This window comes from Intestinimonas timonensis, assembly GCF_900626145.1.
In the GTDB taxonomy this organism is placed as follows: domain Bacteria; phylum Bacillota; class Clostridia; order Oscillospirales; family Oscillospiraceae; genus Intestinimonas; species Intestinimonas aquisgranensis.
In genome coordinates this window covers 259,083-285,961 of the sequence record NZ_LR130816.1, presented here as the reverse complement: position 1 = coordinate 285,961, position 26,879 = coordinate 259,083, and the positions used below count along the sequence as shown (strand labels likewise).

28 protein-coding genes are annotated in these 26,879 nt (G+C 63.0%); 23 read left to right on the top strand and 5 right to left on the bottom strand.

Annotated elements, in window-relative coordinates; all coding sequences use genetic code 11:
• Nucleotides 1-111: 111 nt before the first annotated feature.
• Nucleotides 112-1,125, bottom strand: a complete 1,014-nt coding sequence (gap, locus tag E0E29_RS01405; RefSeq protein ID WP_130848311.1) for a type I glyceraldehyde-3-phosphate dehydrogenase — start codon at nt 1,123-1,125, stop codon at nt 112-114.
• A 302-nt stretch (nt 1,126-1,427) separates the two neighbouring features.
• Here gap and E0E29_RS01400 point away from each other — a divergent pair, with 302 nt between their 5' ends.
• Together E0E29_RS01400 and E0E29_RS18955 are read left to right on the top strand one after the other, a co-directional pair.
• On the top strand, nt 1,428-2,489 hold the full coding sequence (locus E0E29_RS01400; protein ID WP_130848310.1) for a sensor histidine kinase: 1,062 nt from the start codon (nt 1,428-1,430) through the stop codon (nt 2,487-2,489).
• Nucleotides 2,473-2,598, top strand: a complete 126-nt coding sequence (locus E0E29_RS18955) for a hypothetical protein (RefSeq protein WP_278045142.1) — start codon at nt 2,473-2,475, stop codon at nt 2,596-2,598. Before E0E29_RS01400 ends, E0E29_RS18955 begins: the two co-directional genes overlap by 17 nt.
• Before the next feature lie 536 nt (nt 2,599-3,134).
• Here the strand turns inward: E0E29_RS18955 and E0E29_RS01395 are convergent.
• On the bottom strand, nt 3,135-3,326 hold the full coding sequence (locus E0E29_RS01395; protein WP_130848309.1) for a hypothetical protein: 192 nt from the start codon (nt 3,324-3,326) through the stop codon (nt 3,135-3,137).
• Between the two features lie 103 nt (nt 3,327-3,429).
• On the opposite strand from E0E29_RS01395, the gene E0E29_RS01390 reads away from it, so the two are divergent.
• A complete protein-coding gene (locus E0E29_RS01390; RefSeq protein WP_130848308.1) occupies nt 3,430-3,648 on the top strand; it encodes a helix-turn-helix domain-containing protein in 219 nt (72 codons plus the stop codon).
• Nucleotides 3,649-3,709: 61 nt separating this feature from the next.
• Here E0E29_RS01390 and E0E29_RS01385 read toward each other — a convergent pair whose 3' ends face one another.
• Together E0E29_RS01385 and serC are read right to left on the bottom strand one after the other, a co-directional pair.
• Nucleotides 3,710-4,879: a phosphoglycerate dehydrogenase gene (locus tag E0E29_RS01385; RefSeq protein ID WP_130848307.1), complete on the bottom strand. Its 1,170-nt coding sequence runs from the start codon at nt 4,877-4,879 to the stop codon at nt 3,710-3,712.
• A 254-nt stretch (nt 4,880-5,133) separates the two neighbouring features.
• Complete coding sequence (serC, locus tag E0E29_RS01380; protein ID WP_130848306.1) at nt 5,134-6,219, bottom strand: 3-phosphoserine/phosphohydroxythreonine transaminase; 1,086 nt, start codon at nt 6,217-6,219, stop codon at nt 5,134-5,136.
• Between the two features lie 366 nt (nt 6,220-6,585).
• Between serC and E0E29_RS01375 the strand changes: the two genes are divergently transcribed.
• The 10 genes from E0E29_RS01375 to E0E29_RS01330 all read left to right on the top strand — a co-directional run bounded on the left by E0E29_RS01375 (nt 6,586) and on the right by E0E29_RS01330 (nt 15,073).
• Nucleotides 6,586-6,927: a DRTGG domain-containing protein gene (locus tag E0E29_RS01375; protein WP_130848305.1), complete on the top strand. Its 342-nt coding sequence runs from the start codon at nt 6,586-6,588 to the stop codon at nt 6,925-6,927.
• Between the two features lie 2 nt (nt 6,928-6,929).
• Entirely contained in the window at nt 6,930-7,352 is a 423-nt protein-coding gene (locus E0E29_RS01370; protein ID WP_130848304.1) for an ATP-binding protein, read from the top strand.
• Between the two features lie 51 nt (nt 7,353-7,403).
• Nucleotides 7,404-8,744 carry a [Fe-Fe] hydrogenase large subunit C-terminal domain-containing protein gene (locus E0E29_RS01365; protein ID WP_130848303.1) on the top strand — a complete coding sequence of 447 codons (1,341 nt, stop codon included), beginning with the start codon at nt 7,404-7,406 and terminating at the stop codon, nt 8,742-8,744.
• Complete coding sequence (locus E0E29_RS01360; RefSeq protein ID WP_130848302.1) at nt 8,741-9,070, top strand: DRTGG domain-containing protein; 330 nt, start codon at nt 8,741-8,743, stop codon at nt 9,068-9,070. The genes E0E29_RS01365 and E0E29_RS01360 overlap by 4 nt, the downstream gene beginning before the upstream one ends.
• Nucleotides 9,071-9,105: 35 nt before the next feature.
• Nucleotides 9,106-9,822 (top strand): PHP domain-containing protein, encoded by a 717-nt coding sequence (locus E0E29_RS01355; RefSeq protein WP_130848301.1) that lies wholly within the window; start codon nt 9,106-9,108, stop codon nt 9,820-9,822.
• Nucleotides 9,823-9,984: 162 nt separating this feature from the next.
• On the top strand, nt 9,985-10,479 hold the full coding sequence (gene nuoE / locus E0E29_RS01350) for an NADH-quinone oxidoreductase subunit NuoE (RefSeq protein WP_130848300.1): 495 nt from the start codon (nt 9,985-9,987) through the stop codon (nt 10,477-10,479).
• 45 nt (nt 10,480-10,524) lie between these two features.
• Entirely contained in the window at nt 10,525-11,064 is a 540-nt protein-coding gene (locus tag E0E29_RS01345) for an ATP-binding protein (protein WP_130848299.1), read from the top strand.
• Between the two features lie 42 nt (nt 11,065-11,106).
• Nucleotides 11,107-11,475: a (2Fe-2S) ferredoxin domain-containing protein gene (locus E0E29_RS01340; protein ID WP_130848298.1), complete on the top strand. Its 369-nt coding sequence runs from the start codon at nt 11,107-11,109 to the stop codon at nt 11,473-11,475.
• Between the two features lie 16 nt (nt 11,476-11,491).
• Nucleotides 11,492-13,291 carry an NADH-quinone oxidoreductase subunit NuoF gene (locus tag E0E29_RS01335; protein WP_130848297.1) on the top strand — a complete coding sequence of 600 codons (1,800 nt, stop codon included), beginning with the start codon at nt 11,492-11,494 and terminating at the stop codon, nt 13,289-13,291.
• 15 nt (nt 13,292-13,306) lie between these two features.
• On the top strand, nt 13,307-15,073 hold the full coding sequence (locus tag E0E29_RS01330) for an NADH-dependent [FeFe] hydrogenase, group A6 (RefSeq protein ID WP_130848296.1): 1,767 nt from the start codon (nt 13,307-13,309) through the stop codon (nt 15,071-15,073).
• Between the two features lie 598 nt (nt 15,074-15,671).
• On the opposite strand, the gene E0E29_RS01325 is transcribed toward E0E29_RS01330, so the two are convergent.
• On the bottom strand, nt 15,672-16,436 hold the full coding sequence (locus E0E29_RS01325; RefSeq protein WP_130848295.1) for a (4Fe-4S)-binding protein: 765 nt from the start codon (nt 16,434-16,436) through the stop codon (nt 15,672-15,674).
• Between the two features lie 210 nt (nt 16,437-16,646).
• On the opposite strand from E0E29_RS01325, the gene E0E29_RS01320 reads away from it, so the two are divergent.
• The 10 genes from E0E29_RS01320 (at nt 16,647) to E0E29_RS01275 (ending at nt 26,839) form a co-directional block, all read left to right on the top strand.
• Entirely contained in the window at nt 16,647-17,471 is an 825-nt protein-coding gene (locus tag E0E29_RS01320; protein WP_130848294.1) for a purine-nucleoside phosphorylase, read from the top strand.
• A 31-nt stretch (nt 17,472-17,502) separates the two neighbouring features.
• Nucleotides 17,503-18,804, top strand: a complete 1,302-nt coding sequence (locus E0E29_RS01315; protein ID WP_130848293.1) for an amidohydrolase family protein — start codon at nt 17,503-17,505, stop codon at nt 18,802-18,804.
• A gap of 53 nt (nt 18,805-18,857) precedes the next feature.
• The gene (locus E0E29_RS01310; protein WP_130848292.1) at nt 18,858-20,486 is read left to right on the top strand and encodes a putative polysaccharide biosynthesis protein; all 1,629 of its coding nucleotides are present in this window, start codon (nt 18,858-18,860) and stop codon (nt 20,484-20,486) included.
• A gap of 43 nt (nt 20,487-20,529) precedes the next feature.
• Nucleotides 20,530-21,324: a nucleoside triphosphate pyrophosphohydrolase gene (gene mazG / locus E0E29_RS01305; RefSeq protein WP_130848291.1), complete on the top strand. Its 795-nt coding sequence runs from the start codon at nt 20,530-20,532 to the stop codon at nt 21,322-21,324.
• Nucleotides 21,325-21,430: 106 nt separating this feature from the next.
• Nucleotides 21,431-21,706: an HU family DNA-binding protein gene (locus tag E0E29_RS01300; protein WP_130848290.1), complete on the top strand. Its 276-nt coding sequence runs from the start codon at nt 21,431-21,433 to the stop codon at nt 21,704-21,706.
• Between the two features lie 98 nt (nt 21,707-21,804).
• Nucleotides 21,805-22,047: an RNA-binding S4 domain-containing protein gene (locus tag E0E29_RS01295; RefSeq protein ID WP_130849041.1), complete on the top strand. Its 243-nt coding sequence runs from the start codon at nt 21,805-21,807 to the stop codon at nt 22,045-22,047.
• A gap of 14 nt (nt 22,048-22,061) precedes the next feature.
• Nucleotides 22,062-23,234, top strand: coding sequence for a cation diffusion facilitator family transporter (locus E0E29_RS01290; protein ID WP_130848289.1), 1,173 nt, complete (start codon nt 22,062-22,064; stop codon nt 23,232-23,234).
• A gap of 119 nt (nt 23,235-23,353) precedes the next feature.
• Nucleotides 23,354-24,052 carry a response regulator transcription factor gene (locus E0E29_RS01285; protein WP_130848288.1) on the top strand — a complete coding sequence of 233 codons (699 nt, stop codon included), beginning with the start codon at nt 23,354-23,356 and terminating at the stop codon, nt 24,050-24,052.
• 29 nt (nt 24,053-24,081) lie between these two features.
• Nucleotides 24,082-25,527, top strand: a complete 1,446-nt coding sequence (locus tag E0E29_RS01280; protein WP_130848287.1) for a sensor histidine kinase — start codon at nt 24,082-24,084, stop codon at nt 25,525-25,527.
• Between the two features lie 22 nt (nt 25,528-25,549).
• Nucleotides 25,550-26,839 carry a S1C family serine protease gene (locus tag E0E29_RS01275; protein ID WP_130848286.1) on the top strand — a complete coding sequence of 430 codons (1,290 nt, stop codon included), beginning with the start codon at nt 25,550-25,552 and terminating at the stop codon, nt 26,837-26,839.
• Nucleotides 26,840-26,879: the final 40 nt, after the last annotated feature.

Sequence of the window (26,879 nt, the reverse complement as noted above, 5' to 3'; positions counted from 1 at the left end):
CTTTTCGAAAAAATGCCTGCATTTTTGAGAGAGCCTGTCGACTTTGTCGACAGGCTCAAGACCGGACCCAGATGGGTCCGGTCTTTTTCAACGTAATAGGAAAAGGGAAAATTACTTGTGGTCCACGCCGTACATATAGGTGATGAGGTCGACCACCTTGTTGGAGTAACCCCACTCGTTGTCGTACCAGGACACGACCTTCACGAAGGTATCGGTGAGGGCGATGCCGGCCTTGGCGTCGAAGATGGAGGTGTGGGGATCGCTGATGAAGTCGGAGGAGACCACGTCCTCGTCGGTGTAGCCCAGCACGCCGGCCAGCTCACCCTCGGAGGCCTCCTTCATGGCGGCGCAGATCTCGTCGTACTTGGCGGGCTTGGCCAGGTTGACGGTCAGGTCGACCACGGAGACGTCCAGAGTGGGAACACGCATGGACATGCCGGTCAGCTTGCCGTTGAGCTCGGGGATGACCTTGCCCACGGCCTTGGCAGCGCCGGTGGAGGAGGGGATGATGTTGTAGGTAGCCGCACGGCCGCCGCGCCAGTCCTTCTTGGAGGGGCCGTCAACGGTCTTCTGAGTGGCAGTGACGGAGTGAACGGTGGTCATCAGGCCGTCGGTGATGCCGAACTTGTCGTTGAGGACCTTGGCGATGGGGGCCAGGCAGTTGGTGGTGCAGGAGGCGTTGGACACGAAGGTCATGTCGGGGGTATACTTGTCCAGGTTCACGCCGCAGACGAACATGGGGGTGTCGTCCTTGGAGGGAGCGGACATAACGACCTTCTTGGCACCGGCGTCGATGTGGCCCTGAGCCTTCTCCTTGGTCAGGAACAGGCCGGTGGACTCCACCACGTACTCAGCGCCGATCTCGCCCCAGGGAATCTCGGAGGGGTTCATCTTGGCGTACACCATGACCTTGTGGCCATTGACGGTGATGGAGTTGTCATCGTACTCGATGGTGCCGTCGAAGCGGCCGTGGATGGTGTCGTAGCGGAGCATATAGGCCATATAGTCGGGGGTCATGCCGGGGTCGTTGATACCCACGAACTCCACGTCAGGGCGGGTCAGGCCGGCGCGGAACACCAGGCGGCCGATTCTGCCGAAGCCATTGATACCGATTTTGATGCTCATAGCTGCATTCTCTCCTTATAAAATATCGATGGGTCCCTTCTTTGCGGGTCCATTATAATGCAGCTGACGAATTTTATCAAGAGGTATTTTTAAAGAAATTTCATTCACTTTCGTTTGTAAGAAAAAACGGAAAAAATTTTTTCGACAAAATTCGACATTTCGCCTTGTAGGAAGGCCCAGAATTTGGTACACTGAAAAAAACGTACCTTTCCGATGACCGGCGCAGACTAAGCAAATAAAGCGCGTCGGGCGGGCGGAAATAAGGGCGGACCGTAAGGTTCGGCGAGGAGGTATGGGGCGATTTGAGCGGCGAGGATTGGAATGAAACGCTTTTTGACGGCTTTCCGGAGCCGGTGCTGCTGCTGCGGGAGGAGAAGGTGGCCTACTGCAACCGGGCGGCGGAAGGGCATTTTCCCGGCGTCCGGGCGGGAGATGAGGTCCCTGGGGCACTGAAGGCCCTTCTGGGGGAGGCCTGTCCGCCGGCGGCGGCGGCCGGTGAGGTGGATGGCTGGCCCTGTACCGCCACCCTGCAGGCGGCAGGCGGGGGTACGCTGGTGGTCCTGCGCGCCAGAGAGGGCAGTGCAGGCCGGCTGGGGCTGGAGCAGCTCTCCATCCAGCTCCGGCGGGAGACAGCCACCCTGTCTGCCGCCCTCCAGCGGCTGGACCCCACCGAGGAGGTCCCGGATGAGGAAAAGGTAAAACGCTATCTGTCGGCGGCCAATCAGGGCCTCTACCGCATCATCCGGCTGGCCGATCACCTGTCGCTGGCCGGCGGCGAGACGGATTGGCAGCCCCAAGGCATGGATCTGGCCGGACTATGCCGGGAGACGGCGGAGGAGGTGGAAAGTGTCTGCCGCTTGGGCGGATACGACTTCACCTGGTCCCTGGAGACCTCCAGCCTGCTCACCGTGGGCGACAGCAAGCTGCTGCGGCGGATGCTGCTGTGTCTGGTGTCCAACGCCATGAAGGCGGCGGGCCGGAAGGGAAAGCTGGGACTGAAGCTGTCCGTCCGGGGTGACCGGGCGGTGGTGACGGTGTGGAACACCGGCAGGGCCCTGGATGAGCGGGATGTGGCCCGCATGTTCGGCGGAGATCTGGCGGCCATCCCGATGGACCCCAGACAGGGCCTTGGCCTGGGTCTGGAGGTGGTCCGCCGGACGGTGGCCCTCCACGGGGGTGCCGTGCTGGCGGAGAGCCGGGAGGACGTCACCCGGTGTGTGGTCTCCCTGCCCATCCGCAAGCCGGAGCGGGGTGAGACGCTTCGCACTCCGAAGGTGGATTACAGCGGCGGATTTCTACCGGTGATGGTGGAGCTCTCCGACGTGCTGCCGCCGGAGCTCTACAACTATGAAGATCTGCAATAGCACAGCGTTCAAACGGGCGGGGCTGGTCCCCGCCCGTTTGCTTTTGCGGTGGTGCTGCGGCCGACGGCCGGTGGTCCCCAGCCCGGGCACCGGCGGCGTTACGAAGTAAGCCGTCGGTGCAAATGGCTTCGCGATAGAAGAGCTCCGGGGGGTACATCCAATAGGGGGGCCGCGGCCCCCCTGTGCTTGGTCGTTTTAAGGGGAGGATTGTCAAGGAGGGGGAAATCGAAATCCCCCTCCTTGACTGACTCTTTCGCCCCTTTCTGGTCATTCAGAAAGGGGCCCGCCGGAGGCCGTTCCCCATCGGAGATGGCGGCAGAACGATTTTCTTCTGAACAAAAGTGATTTCTGTTTGCGGTGTTGTCCACCCTGCCGGGGGCGTTCCTTTCTGCTTGTGCAGAAAGGAACCAAAGACACACCAGAGAGAGGGGATTCCGATTTCCCCCCTCTCTGGACTCTCCCCCTTGAAACGGCCAAACGCAGGGGGGAGCTGCGGCTCCCCCCTATTGGATGTACCCCCCAAGTCTACTACTACCAGTCTGCTTGCGTCCCGGGCTTACTCCGTAACGCCCGTGCCGCCCGGGGGCAGGAGGACCACCGGGAGAGACGAATGGGAAACGGGAGCGGACATCTTGTCCACTCCCGTTATACATTGCAATTCTTATCTACTTTGTTTTTCTCTTTTTCCGGGCCGGATTCGATGTAGAGTGTCTCCGTGGTCAGTTGGGCATGCATCAGGCGTTCCGACGCCATGCCATAGTTCTGCTTTCTCAGATCCTCCAGGGTGTCCGTAATGGCGTTGAAAAGAATGGAATAGAGTTTTTGATAGTCGGGCATCCTATACACCTCCAATATATGTTGTTATCAATATATATTGAAAAAGATAAATTGTCAATTCAAGATACATTTTTTACGATATATACTGAATTGAGGTGATACCATGAAGCGACTGAGGTTAAAGCTGGCACAGTATCTGGATGAGCGAAAAATCAGCCGCTATGCCCTTGCAAAAATGACAGGTATCCAATATCAAATCATAGATGGGTATTATAAAAATAAACCGCTCCGCTATGATGTCTATAATCTCTCCAAGATCATCACCGCCCTGAACTGCGGGGTGGAGGATCTCTTTGAGATCGTGGAGGAAGACGACCCATAAAGACAGAAAACTCCCCCGCGCCGATGGCGCGGGGGAGTTTTTTATGCTTTTCTGTTTCTGCTCAGTGCTTCAGGACCCGGACCCGGAGCACGCCGTCTACGGCGCGAATCTCGTCGGCCACGGCGTCGCCCACCCGCTGGCCCACGTCCACGATGGTGTAGGCGTAGTTGCCCTTGGATTTGTTGGTCAGGTTCTCCACGTTCACACCGTCCTTGGCCAGGGTGTTGGTGATGGAGGCCAGCATGTTGGGGATGTTCCGGTGGATGATGCACAGCCGGGTCTCGCCGGACCAGTCCTGCTCCAGGGTGGGCAGGTTCACGGAGTTGCGGATGTTGCCCGTCTCCAGGTAGTCCCGGAGCTGCTGGGAGGCCATAACGGCGCAGTTCTCCTCGCTCTCGGGAGTGGAGGCGCCCAGATGGGGGATGGCCACCACGTTTTTGGCGGCGGTGATGGTGTTGTCGGGGAAGTCGGTGACGTACCGGGCCACCTTGCCGCTCTCCAGGGCGGCGATCATGTCCTCGTCGTTGACCAGGCCGCCACGGGCCAGGTTGATGACGCGTACACCGGTCTTCATCTGGTCGAAGGCGGCGGCGTTGAGCATGCCCTTGGTGTCCGGGGTCTGGGGCACGTGGATGGTGATGTAGTCGCAGTTTTTATAGATGGCGGTGAGGTCGGTGACGTGGTGGACCATCCGGGACAGGGAGAGGGCTGCGTCCACGGAGAGGTAGGGATCATAGCCGTAGACCTCCATGCCCAACTTGGTGGCGATGTTGGCCACCTGGACGCCGATGGCGCCCAGACCAATGACGCCCAGGCTCTTGCCGGCGATCTCAGGGCCAACGAACTGGCTCTTGCCCTTTTCCACCACCTTGGCCACGTCCTCGCCGGCGGCCAGCTGGGCCTTGGTCCACTCGATGCCGCCCACCACGTCGCGGGAGGAGAGCATCAGGGCGCAGATGACCAGCTCCTTCACGGCGTTGGCGTTGGCGCCGGGGGTGTTGAAGACCACGACGCCCGCCTCGGAGCAGCGGTCGATGGGGATATTGTTGGTGCCGGCGCCCGCCCGGGCGATGGCCCGCAGGGCGTCGGGGAAGGCGTACTCATGCATGTCCGCCGAGCGGACCAAAATGCCGTCCTCGTTTTCCACATTGTCGGAGACGGTGAACCGGTTGGCGTCCAGAACGGCCAGGCCGGTGGGAGAGATCTTGTTCATGGTTTTGATGCGAAACATGGTGGATTCCCTCCAATATTCAGTATTTGGAGCGGTCAAGGGACCGCTTCAGTTGTTCTTGTCAAAGGCCTTGATGAAATCACACAGCTTTCTCCCCACAAAAGGCAGAGCCTTTTGCGGGGACCCCGGATAGACTTCTCATCCTCGGCAGAAGTGAATTCCGCCTGCGGCAAGGTTTTGCCTTTCGGCAAAACGCTTGGGCGGCCTGACGGCCGACCCGCTTTGCGGGTCCCGTGGAGAAGCGCTGCTCCCGGTCAGTTGTTCTTATCGAAGGCCTTGATGAAGTCGCAGAGCTTCTCCACGCCCTCCACAGGCATGGCGTTGTAAATGCTGGCCCGCATGCCGCCCACGTTGCGGTGGCCCTTCAGGTTGGTGAAGCCGGCGGCGGTGGCCTCGGCGACGAACTTGGCGTCCAGCTCCTCGCTGGCGGAGCGGAAGGTCACGTTCATGTCGGAGCGGGAACCCACCTCAGCAGCACAGGTGAAGAGCTTGGAGTTGTCGATGACGTCGTAGAGCATCTGGGCCTTGCCGTGCTTGATGGCCTCCATGCCTTCCACGCCGCCCTGCTCTTCCAGCCAGTCCAGCACCAGCCCCAGCATGTAGATGCACCAGCAGGGCGGGGTGTTGTACATGGAGTCCTTCTCGATCATGATCTGATAGCCCAGCATCTTGGGAGTGTAGGGCAGCTCATGGCCGGCCAGGTCCTCCCGGACGATGGCCACGGTGAGACCGGCGGGGGCCATGTTCTTCTGGGCGCCGGCGAAGATGACGCCGTACTTGCTCACGTCCACCGGACGGGACAGGATGTCGGAGGACATATCGCACACCAGGGGCACGTCGCCGGTGTCGGGGACGTACTGCCACTCGGTGCCGTAGATGGTGTTGTTGGCGCAGTAGTAGAAATAGGACGCCTCGGGGTCCAGCTTCAGCTGGTCCTGGGTGGGGATGTAGGTGTGGTTCCTGTCCTCACTGGAGGCGGCCAGGTTGATGGTGCCGTACTTCTTGGCCTCCTTGTAGGCCAGGTTGGAGAAGTTGCCGGTGACGGCGTAGTCGGCCTTGCCCGTCTTACCGATGAGGTTCAGGGGCACGGCGGAGAACTGGGTGGAGGCACCGCCCTGGAGGAAGAGGACCTTGTAGCCCTCGGGGACCTTCAGCAGACGGCGGAATTTGGCCTGGGTGTCGTCAAAGATCTTTTGAAACACCTTTGAACGGTGACTCATCTCCATGACTGACATACCGGAGCCCTGGTAGTTGGTGATCTCTGAGCCCGCCCGTTCCAGGACCTGGAGAGGGAGCATAGAGGGACCGGCGGAAAAGTTGTACACGCGGGCATTACTCATGGTTGACAAGCCTCCTATTTGTAATTTGGGGCGGTTTTACCTGGGGCGCCCGCCCCACACCCAGTGCCGCGGCAAAAACCGCTTTACTGTGTTAAAGGGTATTATATACCTCTGGGAAAACAAATGTCAATAATGGAGAGACACAAAAACAGCCGCCGGAAGGCGCCATCTTTGTATAATGCGCTCGCGGCGGAAAAAAGCACGGGCCGGGCGGAGGGATGGAAAAAGCAGTTTCATCTGACGGCGGGATGTGATAGAATAAACATAGTAAACGCAGCAAGCTCCGTCCGGTGTGACCATGGGGAACGGTCCGCCGGCGCGGAGACAGCCAGTGCGGCCCGACGGGCCGACGAAAGGGGAGCGCGTATGGATCTGTTTGAGATCAGAGACATCCTGAACGCCACGGTGCTGTGCGGCGAGGAGTACCTGGACCGGGAGGTCCGGTCGGCCTGCGCCAGCGATTTCATGAGCGATGTGCTGGCCTATGTGAAGGACCAGGCGCTGCTGCTCACCGGCATGGTCAACCCACAGGTGGTGCGTACCGCCGAGATGATGGACATGAAGTGCATCATCTTCGTCCGTGGGAAGATGCCGGGCGAGGACATTCTGGAGCTTGCCAGGGAGCGGGAGATCGTGGTCATGCGCTCCGAGATGCGCATGTTCATCGCCTGCGGCCTGCTGTACAGCAGAGGACTGGCGGGGGAGTGACCATGAGCGATCTGAAGCTGAATTATGAGGTGGACGGCGGCGACCTGGTCCAGGCCGGGGAGGCCTCCAGCAAGATGAAAATGACCCTAAAGAAGCTGGGGCTGCCGCCGGAGGTCATCCGCCGGGCCTCCATCTGCATGTATGAGGGCGAGATCAACATGGTCATCCACGCCGACGGGGGCGAGGTGGAGGTAGACGTGGGGATGGACACCATCACCATCCGCCTCACCGACCACGGCCCCGGCATCCCCGACGTGGACCAGGCCATGGAGGAGGGCTTCTCCACCGCCGGAGACGTGGCCCGGGATCTGGGCTTCGGCGCCGGTATGGGCCTGCCCAACATGAAGCGCTGCTCCGACGACATGCAGATCGACACCCAGGTGGGCGTGGGCACCACCGTGACCATGAAGATCCACATCAACTGAAAAACCGGGCGTCCGACGTCAGGACGCCCCTTGGAAACGGGGTGATCCACCATGATGAAACATTCCGTCATTCTGGAATACAAGCGCTGCCGGGGGTGCACCACCTGCATCAAGAACTGCCCCACCGAGGCCATCCGGGTCCGCAACGGCAAGGCCACCATCCTCAACGAGCGGTGTATCGACTGCGGCAAGTGCATCCAGGTCTGTCCCCACAAGGCCATCAAGTCGGTGAGCGACAGCCTGGAGAAGCTGGAGAAGTACCAGTACCGGGTGGCCCTGCCTGACCCCGCCCTCTACGGTCAGTTCCAGCATCTGGACGACATTGACATCGTATTAAACGGTCTTTTGAAGATCGGCTTCCAGAAGGTTTTTGAGACGGCCCGGGCGGCGGAGATCCTCTCCGACTACGCCCGCCACTCCATCAGCAGCGGTGAGGACAAGGTCATGCCCCAGATCTCCTCGGCCTGCCCCACCATCCTGCGGCTCATCCGCACCCGCTTCCCCAAGCTCATCCCCAACGTGGCCCACACCATCACCCCGGTGGAGCTGGCCGCCATCCTGGCCCGGCGGGAGGCCGTGGCCGAGACGGGGCTTCCGCCGGAGGAGATCGGGGTCTTTTCCATCGTCCCCTGCTCCTCACAGGTGACGGCGGCCCACACCCCGGAGGGTCTGGAAAAACCGGTGCTGGACGGGGCCTTCGCCATCCGTGACATCTACCTGCGGCTGCTGGGGCCCATGCGGGATCTGGAGGAGGTCAAGCCCATGACCTCGGCGGGGATCATGGGGGTGGGCTGGGCTTGCTGCGGCGGCGAGTCGGCCGCCCGGCTGGGTCAGAGCTACCTGGCGGTGGACGGCATCGAGAACTGCATCAACATGCTGGAGGAGATCGAGGACGGCCGCCTCCCCGAGGCCGACTTCATCGAACTGTGCGCCTGTACACAGGGCTGCGTGGGGGGCTGCCTCACGGTGGAGAACCCCTACGGCGCCCGGATGCGGATCAAGAAGCTGATGAAGGGGCTGCCCGTGTCCCGGAGCCGGTACGACTTCCGCAGCGGCGACCGGGAACTGGTCCGGGTGGACCGGGAGCTCCAGTACTTACCCTCCTTCCAGCTGGATCAGGACCGGGGCGCCGCCCTGGAGAAGCTGGTCAAGATCGAGGAGCTGGAGCGCAGCCTGCCGGGGCTGGACTGCGGCTCCTGCGGCGCCCCCTCCTGCCACGCCCTGGCCGAGGACGTGGTCCAGGGCCGGGCCAGTATGGAGGATTGTATCTTTAAAGTCCGGGAGCGCATGCAGTACATGGCGGGCACCGGCGATGCAGACGAATACCTGCCCGCGCCCTTCCGGCAGCGTCGGGTCCCAGGCAAGAAACCAGAAGGAGGTTCCCGGAATTGAACGTAAGAGAACTGGCCCATGTGATGGCCCTGACAGAATTCATCATGCCCGAACCCGAGCGGGAGGTCAGCGGCGGCTACGTGGGTGACCTGCTCAGCTGGGTCATGGGCCGTGCCCAGACCGGCAATGTGTGGCTGACCATCATGTCCAACCAGAACGTGGCCGCCGTGGCCCTGATGGCGGAGGTCTCCTGTGTGGTGCTCACCGAGGGCGTCAAGCCCGACGAGGCCCTGCGGCAGCGGGCCGAGCAGCAGAATATCAACATCCTGGGGACGAAGCTCTCCACCTTTGATGCCGCCGCCGTGCTCAAGCAGCTCATGCGGTAACAGACAAAAGAAACCTAGCGGGGAGGTGAGCACGCATCCAACTGTATTTTGACTTCCATTTCCACTCCTGCCTCTCCCCCTGCGGGGACGAGGCCATGACCCCCGCCACCATCGCGGGCATGTGCAAGCTCTCCGGCCTGGACGTGGCCGCCCTCACCGACCACAACACCTGCGGCAACTGCCCCGCCTTCTGCGAGGCCGCTGAGGCCTACGGCCTGCTGGCCCTTCCGGGCATGGAGCTGTGCACCCTGGAGGAGGTCCACGTGGTGTGTCTGTTCCCCGACCTGGACCGGGCCATGGCCTTCCAGGCGGAGGTCTACCGCCGCATGGAGGGGCGGACCAATGATCCCACCATCTTCGGCCGGCAGCTCCTCATGGACGTGGACGACAACGTGGTGGGGGAGGAGCCGACCCTGCTGGCCGGCGCCACCACCATCGGGGTCTACGAGGCCGCGGGGCTGGTGGAGTCCTTCGGCGGGGTGGCCTACCCGGCCCACATCGACCGGGACAGCTTCTCTCTGCTCTCCAACCTGGGCTTGTGGGACCCGGCCATGGGCTTTCCCCTGGCGGAGATCTCCCGGCGGTGTCCGCCGGACTTCATCCGCGCCCGGCGGGACCTGCGGGGGGTGGGAACGGTCACCGGGACCGACGCCCACTACCTCCACCAGATCGTCCAGGCAGAGCAGTTCATGGAGGTGCCCGCCCGGTCCAAGGAGGCGGTGCTGGCCTGGCTGCGCCGGGGCGGCAGATAGGGTTTGCGGGCGGCAGAGGCTTTTTTTCACCCGCAAAAAGTTTACTTTATCTAATAAAATAGTTGAAGTAACGGATATCAACGTTTAGAATAGAGTCAGTCACCCGCCGGCCTCCCGCCAGGCGGGCGATCCACGGTATGGGAAAAAAGGAGGAACGCGACTATGCCAAACGTGAAGACCGTTGTTCCCTACAACGGCACCCCGGAGCAGGAAGCGCGGCTGCGCTCGGTCATCGCCGAGCACAAGGGACAGCCCGGCGCCACCATGCCCGTGCTCCAGGCCGCCCAGGAGATCTTCGGCTACCTGCCGGAGGAGGTCCAGATCATGGTGGCCGAGGGGCTGGACATTCCCCTCAGTGAGGTCTACGGAGTGGCCTCGTTCTACGCGCAATTCACCCTCAACCCCAAGGGCAAGTACCAGATCAGCCTGTGCCTGGGCACGGCATGCTACGTAAAGGGCGCCTCCGATGTGCTGGAGGCCGTGCAGCAGCGGCTGGGCATCAAGCCCGGCTCCATCACCCCAGACGGGAAGTTCTCCCTGGATGCCTGCCGGTGCATCGGCGCCTGCGGCCTGGCTCCCGTCATGATGATTAACAACGATGTTTACGGACGCCTGACCCCCGATCAGGTGGGGGCCATTCTGGACCGCTACGAATAAACACGCCCGGTGACAGGGCCGGGCCGCCGTGAGGAGGCTTGCGGGATGAAAGAGCTCTCTCTCCATCTGCTGGACATCGCCCAGAACTCCATCGCCGCCGGGGCACGCCATGTGGACCTGACGGTGGAGGAGCACGGCGGGATGCTCCAGCTCACGGTGGCCGACGACGGCCGGGGCATGTCCCCGGAGTTTCTGGCCAATGTCACCGATCCCTTCACCACCACCCGCACCACCCGGAAGGTGGGGCTGGGCCTGCCCCTGCTCCGCCTGGCGGCGGAGCAGACCGGCGGCGGGCTGCGGGTGGAGAGCCAGCTGGGGGTGGGGACCACCGTCACCGCCACCTTCCACGCCGACCACATCGACTGTCCCCCGCTGGGGGATACCGCCTCCACCGTGGCCCTGCTGGCCCAGGGCCTGCCGGATGGGATGGAGCTCACCTACACCCGGAGGACCGAGCGGGGTGAGTTCCGCTTCGACACCGCGGAGATCCGGGCCGTGCTGGGGCCCGACGTCCCCCTTTCGGAGCCGGAGGTGGCAGAGTGGATGCGCTCCTATGTGGCGGAGGGGGAAGGGGAGACGGCGTGAGCCGTCCCAAGGACCAAGACCAACACGTTAGGGAGTGAAACTATGAAGAGCCTGGAAGAACTCAGAGCCATCCGAGAGAAGATGCAAAAGCAGATTGATATTCGTGAAAACAGCGCCGACGACATCCGGGTCGTGGTGGGTATGGCCACCTGCGGCATCGCCGCCGGTGCCCGGCCGGTCCTCACCGCCTTCCTGGAGGAGGTGGCCAAGCGGGAGCTGAAAAACGTCACCGTCACCCAGACCGGGTGCATCGGCGTCTGCCGCCTGGAGCCTATCGCCGAGGTCTACGTTCCGGGAGAGGAAAAAGTCACCTACGTGAAGCTGACGCCGGAGAAGGTGCCCCGTATCGTCTCCGAGCATCTGGTCAACCATAACCCCGTCACCGAGTACACCATCGGGGCGGCGGAATAAGGAGGAGGGGTAAGAGATGAACTTTGTCCGATCCCACATCCTGGTGTGCACCGGCACCGGCTGCTCCTCCTCCAACAGCCCCAAGATCATCGAAGCCTTTGAGCGGGAGCTGAAGGCCCAGGGCATGGAGCAGGAGGCCCGGGTGGTCAAGACCGGCTGCTTCGGTCTGTGCGCCATGGGCCCCGTGGTCCTCATCTACCCCGAGGGCGCTTTCTATACCCACGTCACCCCCGACGACGTGCCTGATATCGTCTCTGAGCACATCGTCAAGGGCCGCATCGTCCAGCGGCTCCTCCACAAGGAGGGGGAGAACGCCGAGCGGGTCACCAGTCTCTCGGACACCCGCTTCTATAAAAACCAGTACCGCATCGCCCTCCGCAACTGCGGCGTCATCAACCCGGAGAGCATCGACGAGTACATCGGCACCGGCGGCTACGAGGCCCTGGGCCGTGCCCTTACCGAGCAGACTCCCCAGCAGGTCATCGACGCCGTGCTGGCCTCCGGTCTCCGGGGCCGCGGCGGCGCCGGCTTCCCCACCGGCCGCAAGTGGCAGATGACCCATGACGCCGTCAGCCCCGACGGGGTGAAGTTCGTCTGCTGCAACGCCGACGAGGGCGATCCCGGTGCCTTCATGGACCGCTCCGTGCTGGAGGGCGACCCCCACAGCGTCATCGAGGCCATGACCATCGCCGGCTACGCCATCGGCGCCAGCCAGGGCTACATCTACGTCCGGGCGGAGTACCCCATCGCCGTTCACCGCCTCCAGGTGGCCATCGACCAGGCCCGTGAGTACGGCCTGTTGGGCAAGAACATCTTCGATACTGACTTCAGCTTCGATCTGGAGCTGCGTTTGGGCGCGGGCGCCTTCGTCTGCGGCGAGGAGACCGCCCTCATGACCTCCATCGAGGGCAAGCGTGGCGAGCCCCACCCCCGGCCGCCCTTCCCCGCCAACAAGGGCCTCTTTGAGCGGCCCACCCTCCTCAACAACGTGGAGACCTACGCCAACATCACCTGGATCCTGAACAACGGCCCGGACAAGTTTGCCGCCATCGGTACCAAGGGCTCCACCGGCACCAAGGTCTTCGCCCTGGGCGGCAAGATCACCAACACCGGCCTTGTGGAGATCCCCATGGGCACCACCCTGCGCACCGTCATCGAGGACATCGGCGGCGGCTGCCCCAACGGAAAGAAGTTCAAGGCCGCCCAGACCGGCGGCCCCTCCGGCGGCTGCATCCCCGCCAGCCTCATCGACACCCCCATGGACTACGACTCCCTGGGCGCCATCGGCTCCATGATGGGCTCCGGCGGCCTCATCGTCATGGATGAGGACAACTGTATGGTGGACATCGCCAAGTTCTTCCTGGAGTTCATCATCGACGAGTCCTGCGGCAAGTGCTCCCCCTGCCGCATCGGCACCAAGCGGCTCTACGACCTGCTGACCAAGATCACCGAGGGCAACGGCACCATGGAGGACCTGGCCACCATCGAGGAGCTGTGCGAGCACATCAAGTCCAGCGCCCTGTGCGGTCTGGGCCAGACCGCCCCCAACCCGGTGCTCTCCACCCTGCACCACTTCCGGGATGAGTACATCGCCCACGTGGTGGAGAAGCGCTGCCCCGCCGGCGTGTGTAAGAACCTGCTGCACTTCGTCATCGATCCCGGCAAGTGTAAGGGCTGCACCCTCTGCGCCAAGAACTGCCCCGCCAACGCCATCATGGGCGCGGTGAAGGCCCCCCACGTCATCGACCCCAACAAGTGCATCAAGTGCGGCGCCTGCATGGATAACTGCCGGTTCGGCGCCATTTCCAAGCATTAAGGAGGGGAGCAGAAGATGGATAAGAAAATGGTGACTCTGAAGATCAACGACATTTCCGTTACCGTACCGGAGGGGACCACCGTCCTGGAGGCCGCCCGGAACGCCGGTATCAAGATCCCCTCCCTGTGCTACCTGAAGGGCATCAACGAGATCGGCGCCTGCCGCATCTGCGTGGTGGAGGTCAAGGGCGCCAAGAGCCTGGTGGCCTCCTGCGTGTACCCGGTGAGCGAGGGCATGGAGGTCCAGACCAACACCGAGAAGGTCCGCCACTCCCGCCAGCTCACGTTGGAGCTCATCCTCTCCAACCACCGGATGGACTGCCTCACCTGCGCCCGGAACGCCCAGTGCGAGCTCCGGGAGCTGGCCGCCGAGCTGGGCATTGACGCCGTCCGCTACGCCAATGACGAGCTGCTGCCCCGCATCGAGGACTCCGCACCCCACCTGGTCCGGGACAACTCCAAGTGCGTCCTGTGCCGCCGCTGTACCGCCGTGTGCCGGGCCACCCAGGAGGTGGGCGTCATCGGCTGCAACGACCGCGGCTTTGCCACTCATATCGGCTGCGCCTTTGATCGTGACCTCTCCGAGGTGGACTGCGTCTCCTGCGGCCAGTGCATCGTAGCCTGCCCCACCGGCGCCCTCTCCGAGAAGGATGACACCGGCAAGGTGTGGGCCGCCCTCAACGACCCCACCAAGCACGTGGTGGTGGGACCCGCCCCCTCCGTCCGGGTCACCCTGGGCGAGTGCTTCAAGATGCCCATCGGCACCAATGTGGAGGGCAAGATGGTCACCGCCCTCCGCCGTCTGGGCTTCGACAAGGTCTTTGACGTGGACAACGCCGCCGACTTCACCATCATGGAGGAGGGCACCGAATTCCTGGAGCGGCTCCAGGAGGGCGGCACCCTGCCCATGATCACCTCCTGCTCTCCCGGCTGGATCCGGTACTGTGAGCAGCATCACCCCGACATGCTGCTCAACCTCTCCACCTGCAAGTCCCCCCAGCAGATGTTCGGCGCCCTGGTGAAGAGCTATTACGCTGAGAAGATGGGCATTGATCCCAAGAACATCGTGGTGGTCTCGGTGATGCCCTGTACCGCCAAGAAGTACGAGGTCCAGCGGGAGGAGCAACGGATGGCCAACGGCTGCATGCCCGTGGACATCTCCATCACCACTCGTGAGCTTGCCCGCATGATCCAGCGCTCCGGCATCCTCTTCGACCACCTGCCTGACGGCCAGTTCGACCCCATGCTGGGTCTCTCCTCCGGCGCCTCCGTCATCTTCGGCGCCTCCGGCGGCGTGATGGAGGCTGCCCTGCGCACCGTGGTGGAGGTCCTCACCGGCGGCGAGATGAAGCCCCTGGAGTTCAAGGAGGTCCGTGGCCTGAAGGGCATCAAGGAGGCCGAGTATCAGCTCCCCGGCCGGACGGTTCGGGTGTGCGCCGCCTCCGGTCTCCACAACGCCAAGGTGGTGCTGGACGGGGTGAAGAACGGCACCATGCAGTATGACTTTATCGAGTTCATGGCCTGCCCCGGCGGGTGCATCAACGGCGGCGGACAGCCCCTCCATCCCGCCGATGTCCGCTCCGTCACCGACATTCCCGCCCTCCGGGCTGCCGCTCTCTACAAGCAGGACGAGAGCATGCCCATCCGGAAGAGCCATGAGAACCCGGTGCTTCAGACCGTCTACAAGGACTATCTTGGCAAGCCCGGCGGCCACAAGGCCCACGAGCTCCTCCACTGCACCTATGTGCCCCAGAAGCGCTACCGCACCGAGAACAAGTTCTGAAGATAAATGGCCCCCGCCCCGCCGGTGATGCCGGCGGGGCGGGGGTTTTATCGTTTCTTGTTTTCTTTCATTGCCGTTCTGTTACGTGCAAGGACGGGGGAGACGGCTCAAAACCCGTTTCTTTTTCCCTGCTGGAAAAAGAACGGTTTTTGGAATCCAAAGAAAAAGGGGCTTCTAAAGGGGGTGAGTGGCTCCAAATAGGAATCCGGCGGCCCGTCTTTACGCCCCCGTAGAGGACCAGCGCCGTCCACAGGAGACTCCGCTGGTGGAACAGGGAAAGGCCGTGGTTCTATCCAACATTTTTTCGCCGCCTGCGTGAGTGGGTGTCGGGACGTGGTGGCGCTGCCTGGAATTGCCGTTGCTGCGACGTAGGTGGCGTTCATCGCTATGTAGGAGAGGACTGCGGCGTGGGTTAACGGATGGCTTTCCCTTTTCTAAAAACAAAGCGGGCGCTGCCAGTGGCAGCGCCCGCTTGGCGTCTCTGTTCTGTTTCTGCTTCCGTCACCGGGCAGAAGCGTTCGTTCCGTACCCGTTCCGGAGCGGTACCAAAGTTCTTTTGGTCCTTTTCTTTCAAGAAAAGGACGAACAAGAAAAGGACTTAGGGTTTTTGGAGGAGGGGAGCGGAGAGGATCTCGTCCTTGCGGTCCAGGAGGTCATTGCTCTCCAGAGCGGCGAAGAGGGCGTCCTCGCCGATGCGGTCGATGGCAGCGCCCAGCCGCTCCTTCTGGTAGGCATTCTCCCGGAACCAGAGCATGGCCTTCTCCAGGAGGGGGAGGATCTCATCCTTCTCCACCAGGCGGGGGAAGGCGGAGCCCATGCGGGTGGTGCGGCCCCAGGTACCGCCGATATAGAGCTGGAAGCGGACGCCGTCGGGGGTGCGGCGGCCCTCAATGCCAAAGTCATTGAGGCTGGGCTTGACGCAGCTGTTGGGGCAGCCGCCCACGGCGATCTTGAACTTATGGGGGAGGGCGACCTTGGTCCAGCCCAGGTAGTATTGCTCGTGGATGGTCCGGGCCAGGGCCTGGGTGTCGTACATGCCAAAGACACAGGTGGTGCCCTTGCAGGAGGTCACGGGGCGGATCTTGGCGCCGGTGCCGCCGAAGCGCAGTCCCCGGGCGGCGGCGAACTCGATGGCCTCGTCGATGCGCTCATAGGGGATGCCGGGCAGCTCCAGGGTCATGCGCACGGTGGGGATGACCTTGCCGTTGCCGAAGCGGGCTGCCAGCTCCGCGGTAGCGATGAGCTCCCATGCGGAAAAGACGGTACCGGTGGGGACGACGCGGCCGGAGAAGAGCTCGGTGCCGCGGTTGCGCAGAAAGCCCAGTGCCTTTACCCGGGCGATGTCTGCCTGTGTCAATGCCATATGATTTGCCTCCCAAAAATATTGTGGACATGTTTTGCGGACATTCATTATATGACAGGACCGGGCCCCTGACAAGGGGAACTTTCGCCAAGCCCCTGTCCCGTGGGGCTTTTGTCCCTCAAAATGCTGTCTTTCCTTGCTTTTTTTCCACGGCTGGTGTAAAATGCGTGTACGTCAAAATGACCCAATCTCACAAAGGAGGGCGACCATATGAGCATTCCCTTTGTCCAGTACCAGGAGAGCGCCGATTTCATCCGCTCCAAATTGGGCACCTTTGTCCCCAAGGTGGCCATGATCCTGGGTTCCGGCCTGGGATTCCTGGGCGACGTGGTGGAGGACCCCATCCGTGTCCCCTACGGGGAGATCCCCCACTTCAAGGTGTCCACCGCCCCCGGCCATAAGGGCCAGCTGGTTTTCGGCACCCTCCGGGGCCAGAAGGTGGCCGTCATGCAGGGCCGCATGCACCACTACGAGGGCTACTCCTACGAGGAGGTGGCCTATGCCGTCCGGGTCCTGCGGCTGCTGGGCTGCGACACCCTCATCGTCACCAACGCCGCCGGCGGCGTCAACCTGAACTTCAAGGCCGGTGACCTCATGCTCATCACCGACCAGATCAAGATCTTTATGGAGTCCCCGCTCCGGGGCGAGAACCTGCCCGAGTTTGGCCCCCGGTTCCCCGACTCCACCCACCTCTACACCCCCGCCCTCCAGGACCTGGCCCGGAAGGCGGCCGCCGACCTGGGCATCGAGCTCAAAGAGGGCGTCTATATGTACTTCCCCGGTCCCCAGTACGAGACCCCGGCGGAGGTCCGCTTTGCCCGGATCGCCGGCGCCGACGCCGTGGGCATGTCCACCGCCCCGGAGGTCATCACCGCCGGTCACTGCGGCATGCAGGTGCTGGGATTCACCCTGGTGAGCAATCTGGCCGCCGGCATCCTGGACCAGCCCCTCTCCGAGCAGGAGGTGCTGGACGCCGCCGAGGCCTGCAAGGATAAGTTCTCCCGCCTGGTGCTGGAGTGCCTGGGCCGTCTGTGATGGGCCCGGGCGGAAAGGAGTGCGCTTTTCCATGTCTACCATGATCTATAACGTCACCGCCGTCCTCATGGACCCCGCCCACACCGTCCTGCCCAACGCCTACGTGGTGGTGGACGGCCACAAGATCACCGACTTCGGTGCCCAGCGGCCCCAGGGCTTCACGGGCAAGTGCATCGACGGCAAGGGCGGCATCCTCATGCCCGGCCTGGTGAACGCCCACACCCACGTGCCCATGACCGCCATGCGGGGCTACGGCGACGGCAACAACCTCCAGGACTGGCTCAACAACTTCATCTTCCCGGTGGAGGCCAAGTGGGACGACCGGGCCATCCGGGCCTGCGCCGCTCTGGGCCTGGCCGAGATGATCGCCTCCGGCGTCACCTGCATCGCCGATATGTATATGCACACCGACGCCGTCCTCCGGGAGGTGGAGAGCGCCGGCATCAGCGCCAACGTCTCCTGCGGCGGCGTCCAGTTTGAGGAGCCCTTTGACCCGGACAAGAACCACGACTGTGTGGTCCAGCGCGCGCTCACCGAGAAGTGGCACGGCCGGGACGACGGCCGCATCCAGGTGGACGCCTCCATCCACGGGGAGTACACCTCCCACGCCGGACTGTGGGACTGGATGGCCCGCTATGCCGCCGACCACGGCCTGGGCATGCACGTCCACCTCTCCGAGACCCAGGCCGAGCACGAGCAGTGCAAGGCCCGCCACGGCGGGAAGAGCCCCGCCGCCGTTCTGGCTGAGCACGGCGTCTTTGACGTCCGGGCCATCGCCGCCCACTGCGTCTGGACCACCGAGGAGGACTGGGCCATTCTGGCCCGGAAGGGCGTCTCCGCCATCCACAACCCCATGTCCAACCTGAAGCTGGGCTCCGGCGTGGCTCCGGTGGTGGACCTCAAGAAGGCCGGGGTCAACGTGGCCCTGGGCACCGACGGCGTGAGCTCCAACAACTGCACCGACTTCTTCGGGGATATGAAGCTGGCCGCCATCCTCCAGAACGGCGTCCGCCATGACCCCCTGGCCCTTACCGCCTGGGACGCCCTGGAGATGGCCACCGTCAACGGCGGCAAGGCCCTGGGCCGCAAGACCGGCCGCATCGAGAAGGGCTATGAGGCCGACCTCATCCTGCTGGACAGCGAGGCCCTCAACCTCATCCCCTGCCACGACGCCGCCAACAACCTGGCCTATGCCGCCCACGGCTCCAACGTGGTCATGAATATGGCCCGGGGCAAGGTCATATACAAAAACGGGGAGTTCCTCACCATTGACATCGAAAAGGTGAAGAAAGAGGTGGCCGGCTATGCCCTGCCCCTCCTCTTCGGGCGCTAAGTTCCATCCTGTCTCCTGTCCATAGACTCACTGCGAAAGGCTGTGTAGACCCCTTGGGTAATCGTGAAAAGAAAAGCACCTTCTTCGGCGGTGCCGCCATTCTGGCTGTCGGCATCGCCATCGTCAAGCTCATCGGCGCCCTCTACAAGATCCCTCTGGGGAACATTCTGGATGACGAGGGCTTCGGTCACTTCAACAACGCCTACGTCATCTACAACCTGCTGCTGATGATCTCCACCGCCGGCCTGCCGGTGGCCCTCTCCAAGAGCATCTCCGAGGCCAGCACCCTGGGAAAGCGGAACCAGGTCCACCGCATCTTCAATGTGGCATTGGTGACCTTCTTCATCCTGGGTACCATCAGCTTTGTGGTTATGTTCACCCTGGCCCAGCCCCTGGCCAATCTCCAGGGCGACGGCGCCGCCGTTCAGGCGGTGCAGGCCATCGCCCCGGCCTGCTTCTTCGTCTGCGTCCTCTCCACCTTCCGGGGCTACGCCCAGGGCCATGCCAACATGGTGCCCACGGCGGTGTCCCAGATCATTGAGGCCCTGGGCAAGCTGGTCATCGGCCTGGCCCTGGCCTGGACGCTGGTGCAGGCGGGAGCCTCGGCCTCCGACGCCGCCGCCGGCGCCATCCTCGGCGTCACCTGCGGCGCCGGTATCTGTCTCATCTACCTCATCGTGGAGCACGTCATGCGCCGGCGCGGGGAGCCCGGCCATCCCACCGATGTGCCCGAGGCGCCCGGCACCATTCTCAAGCGGCTGCTGGTCATCGCTGTGCCCATTACCCTGTGCGCCTCTGTGACCCCCATCACCTCCTGGCTGGACACCGCCCAGGTGCAGAACATCCTCCGGAATGTGATGGACGCCCAGCCTGCCCAGTGGTATGAGGCCCAAAAGCTCATCGATCCCGATGTAGTGGACCCGGTGGTGGCCGCCTACGGCGCCTACCAGAAGGCCATCACCATCTACAACCTGCCCTCCTCCTTCATGGTGGCCCTCACCGCCAGCGTCATCCCCGCCATCTCGGCCTGCCGGGCCCGGCGGGACTACCAGGGCGCCGGACGGATCGCCGAGTCCTCCATGCGAGTGGGCATGCTGCTGGCACTCCCCGCCGGCATCGGCCTCACTGTACTGGCCTCTCCCATCATGTACCTGCTCTATTCTGACTCCGATCACACCATCGCCGACCCCTCCATGATGATCCTGGGCATCGCCTCCATCTTCGTGTGCGTCATGCTGGTGTGCAACTCGGTGCTCCAGGCCAGCGGCTTTGTGAACCTGCCCATCTTCATCATGATCGCGGGCTGCGCCGCCAAGCTCCTCGTCAACAACTTCATGGTCCGCCAGATCGGAGCCGTGGGCGCCGCCGTGGGCACTCTGGTGTGCTATATCATCGTGGCCGTGCTGGAGCTCCTGCTCATCAAGCGGGTCATCCCGTCGCCCCCGGAGTATATCCGGGTCTTTGCCAAGCCCATGGTGGCCGCCGGCATCATGGGGATCGCCGTGTGGGCCGTCTACGGCCTGGTGAGCCGCATCTTCGGCAACACCCTGTCCACCATGGCCGCCATCGGCGTGGGCGTGGTGGTGTACGCCGTGCTGGTGGTGGTGCTGAAGGCCATCTCCAGGGAGGATCTGTCCCTCATGCCCAAGGGCGACAAGATCGCCAAGCTCCTCCGACTCTAAGAAGGATGGAAAAGAAAAAAGAACTTGCAGAAGGGGGAGAAATATGATAGATTTTGAACAGAAACCCAGCTATGACGTATCAGACCTAGTGGAGATCGTCCGCATCCTGCGCGCGCCCGGGGGCTGTCCCTGGGACCGGGAGCAGGACCACAAGTCCATCCGGCGGGATCTGCTGGAGGAGGCCTACGAGGTGGCCGAGGCCATCGACGAGGAGAGCCCCGAGCACCTGAAGGAGGAGCTGGGTGACCTGCTGCTCCAGGTGGTCATGCACGCCCGCATGGAGGAGGAGGAAGGCCGGACCGATCTCACCGGCGTGGCCGACGGCATCTGCAAGAAGCTCATCTACCGCCACCCCCATGTGTTTGGGGACGTGACGGTGACCGGCACCGGCCAGGTGCTGGCCAACTGGGATGAGCTCAAGAAGAAGGAAAAGCACCAGGATACGGCGGCCGACAGCGTGGACGCCGTGGCCCGGAGCCTGCCCGGCCTGTGGCGGGCGGAAAAGATCCAGAAGAAGGCCGCCAAGGTGGGCTTCGACTGGGACAGCGTGGACGGCGCCATGGATAAGCTGCGGGAGGAGACGGAAGAGCTCCAGACCGCCATCCGGGAGGGGAGCAACGTCAGCGAGGAGCTGGGTGACCTCCTGTTCGCGGCGGTGAACGTGGCCCGCTTTGTGAAGGTGGACCCGGAGAATGCCATGACGGCGGCCTGCGACAAGTTCGCCCGGCGCTTCCGGGCGGTGGAAGAGGCCGCCCGGGCCCAGGGAAAGGACCTCTCGTCCATGAGTCTGGCCGAGATGGACGCCCTCTGGGACGCCGTGAAACAGCAAGAGGCTTGAACGCCCGTACCGGCGCCCGACGCCGGAGCCAGTGGGCTTTGAGTAAATACAACGGTTGGAATGGGAACACTAGATCCGATCACATCACTTAGGAGGAGTATCGCAAATGAATAAAGCTGAACTGATCAATGCCGCCGCCGAGAAGGCCGGCCTGTCCAAGAAGGACACCGAAGCTGCCATCAACGCCGCCATCGACGCCATCGTGGAGAGCCTGGTCAACGAGGACAAGGTCCAGCTGGTGGGCTTCGGCGCCTTTGAGGTGAAGAAGCGCGCTGAGCGCATTGGCCGCAACCCCAAGACCAAGGAGAGCATCAAGATCCCCGCCTCCAAGGTCCCCGTCTTCAAGCCCGGCAAGGCTCTGAAGGACGCCGTCTCCAAGTAAGGACTGTTTTCGGTAATCAAGAGATCCCAGGCGGCTCCGGTGTCACCGGAGCCGCTTTTAATACATCCGGCAGCGGCCGGGAGAAGGAGTAGATGGATATGCGTTTGGACAAATGGCTCAAGGTTTCCCGCCTCATCAAGCGGCGGACGGTGGCCAATGAGGCCTGTGACAATGAGCGGGTGAGCGTCAATGGCCGGCCGGTGCGGGCCTCCTACGAGGTCAAGGTGGGCGATGTGGTGGAGCTGCGCTTCGGCGAGCGGGTGACCAAAATCGAGGTCCTCACCGTGGCTGAGAACGTGGGTAAAAACGACGCCGCTGCCATGTACCGGGAACTGGGCTGAGAGAAGGGTGCGGCATGATCGATTTTCTGGTGAAGAAATTTATCTCCCGGCCCGATGACTGGGAGGACCCGGAGATCCGGCAGCGTTACGGCCTGCTCACCGGCGGAGTGGGGATCTTTCTCAACCTGCTCCTCTCTCTGGGGAAGTTTTTGGCCGGCCTGCTGACCGGCTCCATCGCCATCACTGCCGACGCCTTCAATAACCTCTCCGACGCCGGCTCCTCCGTGGTCACCCTGGTGGGCTTCCGTATGGCGGCCAAGAAGGCCGACGACGACCACCCCTTCGGCCATGGGCGCATGGAGTACATCTCGGGCCTCATCGTGGCCGGTGCCATTTTGCTGGTGGGTGTGGAGCTGGCCAAAAGCTCAGTGGAGAAGATCCTGCACCCGGAGGAGATCGAGCTCTCCTGGGTGTCGGTGGGCATCCTGTGCGCCGCCATCCTGGTGAAGCTGTGGATGTTCTATTTCAACCGGACTCTGGGCAAACGCATCGACTCAGCGGCCATGTGCGCCACCGCCGCTGACTCCCTCTCCGATGTGGCGGCCACCTCGGCGGTGCTGCTGGGCACCCTGGTGGGCGGCTTCACCGGCCTGCACATCGACGGCTGGGTGGGTATCCTGGTGGCCGTCTTCATCCTCCGGGCGGGCTGGGGGGCAGCCAAGGATACCCTGGACCCCCTGCTGGGCCAGAACCCCGACCCCACCCTGGTCCACGCCATCGAAAAGACCGTCCTGGCCCATGAGATCGTCACCGGCATCCACGACCTCATCATCCACGACTACGGCCCGGGCCGGAGCATGCTCTCCCTCCACGCCGAGGTGCCCATGGACGCCGATATGCTGGCCGTCCACGACGTCATCGATGACATTGAGCGGGAGCTGAAGGAGAAGTTCCACATTGAGGCGGTGATCCATATGGACCCCATCGCCACCAAGGACCCTCTGACCAACGAACTGAAGGCCAAGGTTGCCGGGCTGGTCCAGCAGATCGACCCGGCCATGACCATCCACGATTTCCGCATGACCCAGGGGCCCCACCATCAGAATCTGATCTTCGATGTGGTGGTGCCGCACAGCAGCGACCTCACAGACGAAGAGGTGAAATCCCGCATCGCCGGACGCATGGAGGGGCTGCCCGGAGGCCCCTACTTCGCCGTGGTCAGCGTGGACCGCTCCTACGCCGAGTAAGGGAACGGCTTTTACAAAAAATTCACCCTTCCGCCGGGGAATCCGTTATAATGACCATAAGAGACTGTAGCCGGCGGAGTATGCCGGTCTAATGTCATGAGAAGAAAGGTGGAGGTCCTATGCCCACAAAGGTGCTCATCGTGGAGGACGACGGCAACATCGCGGAGCTGCTGCACCTCTATTTGGAAAAAGAGGGCTTTGATACCCAGGTGGCCGCCGACGGCGGGAAAGGCGTGGAGCTCTTCCGGTCCTTCCGGCCCGACCTGGTGCTGCTGGACATCATGCTGCCTGTGATGGACGGCTGGTCGGTCCTCAAGAAGATCCGGGAGGGGGATAAGACCCCCGTCATCATGCTCACCGCCAAAGGCGAGCTGAGTGACAAGGTCCAGGGTCTGGAGGGGGGCGCCGACGACTACATCGTCAAACCCTTCGAGATGAAGGAGGTCCTGGCACGCATCCACGCCGTCCTCCGGCGCTACGGCGCCGAGGAGGGGAGCGGGGAGAAGCGGCTCTCCTTCGACAAGCTGGTCATCAACCTGGACTCCTACGAGCTGCTGGTGGATGGCAAACGGGTGGACACGCCCCCCAAGGAGCTGGAGCTCCTCTACCACCTGGCCGTCTCTCCCAACCGGGTCTTTACCCGCAATCAGCTGCTGGACGAGGTGTGGGGCTTTGACTACTTCGGCGACTCCCGGACCGTGGACGTCCACATCAAGCGCCTGCGGGAGAAGCTGGAGGGAGTCAGCGACCAGTGGAGCCTCAAGACTGTGTGGGGCGTGGGCTACAAGTTTGAGGTCCTCACCCCGGAGAATACCTGAACCCGCAGAAGAAAGGGGGTGCCCTGCCCTTGAAAAGTCTCTATCAGCGACAATTCCTCATCATGGCCGGGGTGATCCTGGTATCCTTCGCCATGCTGGGCTCGGCCTTCATCACCCTCTCCTACCGCTACACCGTCAGTGAGCGGCAGAAATCCATCAGCAACAATGCCCGCTATATCGCCGGCATCCTCAGCGAGGAGGTCAGCGTAAACGACGAGCTGGGCGGCTTCTATCTGCTCCCCGACCGGTTCCAGCCGGCGGTGGACGCGGTGGTGTCTGTGACGGGCGCCACCGTGCTCCTCAGCAGCCAGAACGGCCAGATCCTCTATGCCGCCGGCAACGCCGGCGAGCTGACCGACCTCTCCCATGTACAGCTGCCCGCCAATGTGGTCCAGAGCGTTCAGGCCACCGGCTCCTTTGAGGCCATGACTACCCTGGGCGGCACCTTCTCGGAACCGCGCTACGTGTCCGGCGTCCCCTTCCGGCTGGACTATATGGGCCAGGAGGTCATGGCCGGCATGGTCTTTGTGGCCGCCGAGGCGGGCAGCATCACCGAGATCTGGCGGGCCTTTGCCTCCATCTTCCTCTTTACCTCCGTGGTGGTCATGCTCATCGCCTTCATTACCACCTCGGTGACCTCACTGAGGATGACCCGGCCCCTCAAGGATATGGCTGAGGCGGTGCGGAAGTTCGGCCACGGGGAGTATGACACCCGGGTGGACTGCACCGGCCGGTGCGACGAGGTGGGGGAGCTGGCCGAGGCCTTCAACGCCATGGCCGATTCCATTGCCCAGTCGGAGGCCAAGCGCAGCGAGTTCGTGGCCAATATCTCCCACGAGCTCAAGACTCCCATGACCACCATTGCCGGTTTTGCCGACGGTATTTTGGACGGTACCATCCCGCCGGAGCGGGAGAAGGAATATCTGAAGGTCATCTCCTCCGAGACCCGGCGGCTCTCCCGGCTGGTACGCAAGATGCTGGACCTGAGCCGTCTCCAGTCCAGCGAGCGGGTCACCGCCCAGGAGCAGTTCGATGTCTCCGAGGTCATGCTCCGGGTGCTGGTGAGCCTGGAGACTAAGATCAACGACAGACATCTGGATGTGGATACCCAGCTCCCCGACGATCCGGTGCAGGTGTGGGGTGACCCCGACGCCATCACCCAGGTGTGCTACAACCTGCTGGACAACGCCATCAAGTTCTCCTATCCCGAGACCACTCTGGGCATCTCGGTGGTGCCCCGGACGGGGAAGGCCTATGTGTCCGTCCGCAACCACGGCGACACCATTCCCCCGGAGGAGATTCCCCTGGTCTTCGACCGCTTCCACAAGACCGACCGCTCCCGCAGCGAGGACCGGGACGGCGTGGGCCTGGGGCTCTATATCGTCAAGACCATCCTCAACAGCCACAAAGAAAATATCACAGTGACCAGCCAGGACGGGCTGACGGAGTTTACCTTTACACTTACCCTGGCGTGATTGCCCGGACAGGAGGGACCACATGTACCACTACTATTACGACGGACCGGACGGAGCGCACGACGCTTGCCCGGCCACCCAGGCGGCGGAGGAACCCGTCAGGGACCTGCCGGTGGGGCCGGCGCCTGAGCCGGTCCCGGAGCTGCCGGTGGGGCGGCGGCCCCGCAAGGGCCGCTCCGAGCGAGGTGCCGTGGCAGTGCTGCTGGGTCTCACGCTGGTGCTGGGGGGACTGGCAGTGGCCCTGGCCATCCAGTCCAAACCCTTGGATATCAGCGCCATGGCCCCGGAAGAGGGCAATGCGGAAAACACGCAGACGATTTCGGTGGACCTGGAACTGCAGCGCTACCCCAACGGAGACGGCACCACTCTGACCCTGATGGACCGGCCGGAGACGGCGCCCCTCTCCTTCCAGGAGATCTACCAGCAGGTGAGCCCTTCGGTGGTCTCCATCACTGCCCTGCTGCCCATGGGCTCCTCTCAGGGCACCGGGGTGGTCATGACCGCCGACGGCTATATCATCACCAACGCCCATGTCATCGAGGGTGCCTTCCGAGCCGACGTGTCCCTGGAGGATGGCCGCAGCTTTGAGGCCAAGCTGGTGGGCAGCGACGAGACCACCGACCTGGCGGTGCTGAAGGTGGAGGCCGACGACCTGACTCCCGCCGTCTTCGGTGATTCCGACCAGATGGTGGTGGGGGACACGGTGGTGGCCATCGGCAACCCCATGGGAGAGCAGCTCCGGGGCACCATGACCGACGGCATCCTGTCCGCCATCAACCGGGACATGGAGGTGGACGGCAACACCATGACCCTCCTCCAGACCACCGCCGCCCTCAACACCGGCAACTCCGGCGGCGCTCTGGTCAATGACCAGGGGCAGGTCATCGGCATCACCAACATGAAGCTCATCTCCAACGTCTCCGACAATACCCTGGAGGGTCTGGGCTTCGCTATCCCCACCACCACCGTGAAGCCGGTGGTGGACGCCCTTATCGCCGATGGCGTGGTCACCGGACGGCCCACCCTGGGGGTCACCGTACGGGCCATGTACGACTTTGAGCAGGAGGAGTACGGTGTAGACCAGGGCCTTCTGGTGGTGAGTATCACCGCCGGCTCCGGTGCCGATGGAAAGCTGGAGGAGGGGGATGTGCTCCTCACCGCCAACGGGGCCGACCTCCACACCATTGACGACTTGATGGCCGTCCGGGACGAGCTTCAGGCGGGAGATTCCATCGACTTCCAGGTCCGACGAGGGGAGGACACCCTCACCGTGACTGTGGAGCTGATGGAGCAGTACCAGCTGGAGGGCTGACAAAAGAAAAACTGCCGCTCCGCCAATGGCGGAGCGGCAG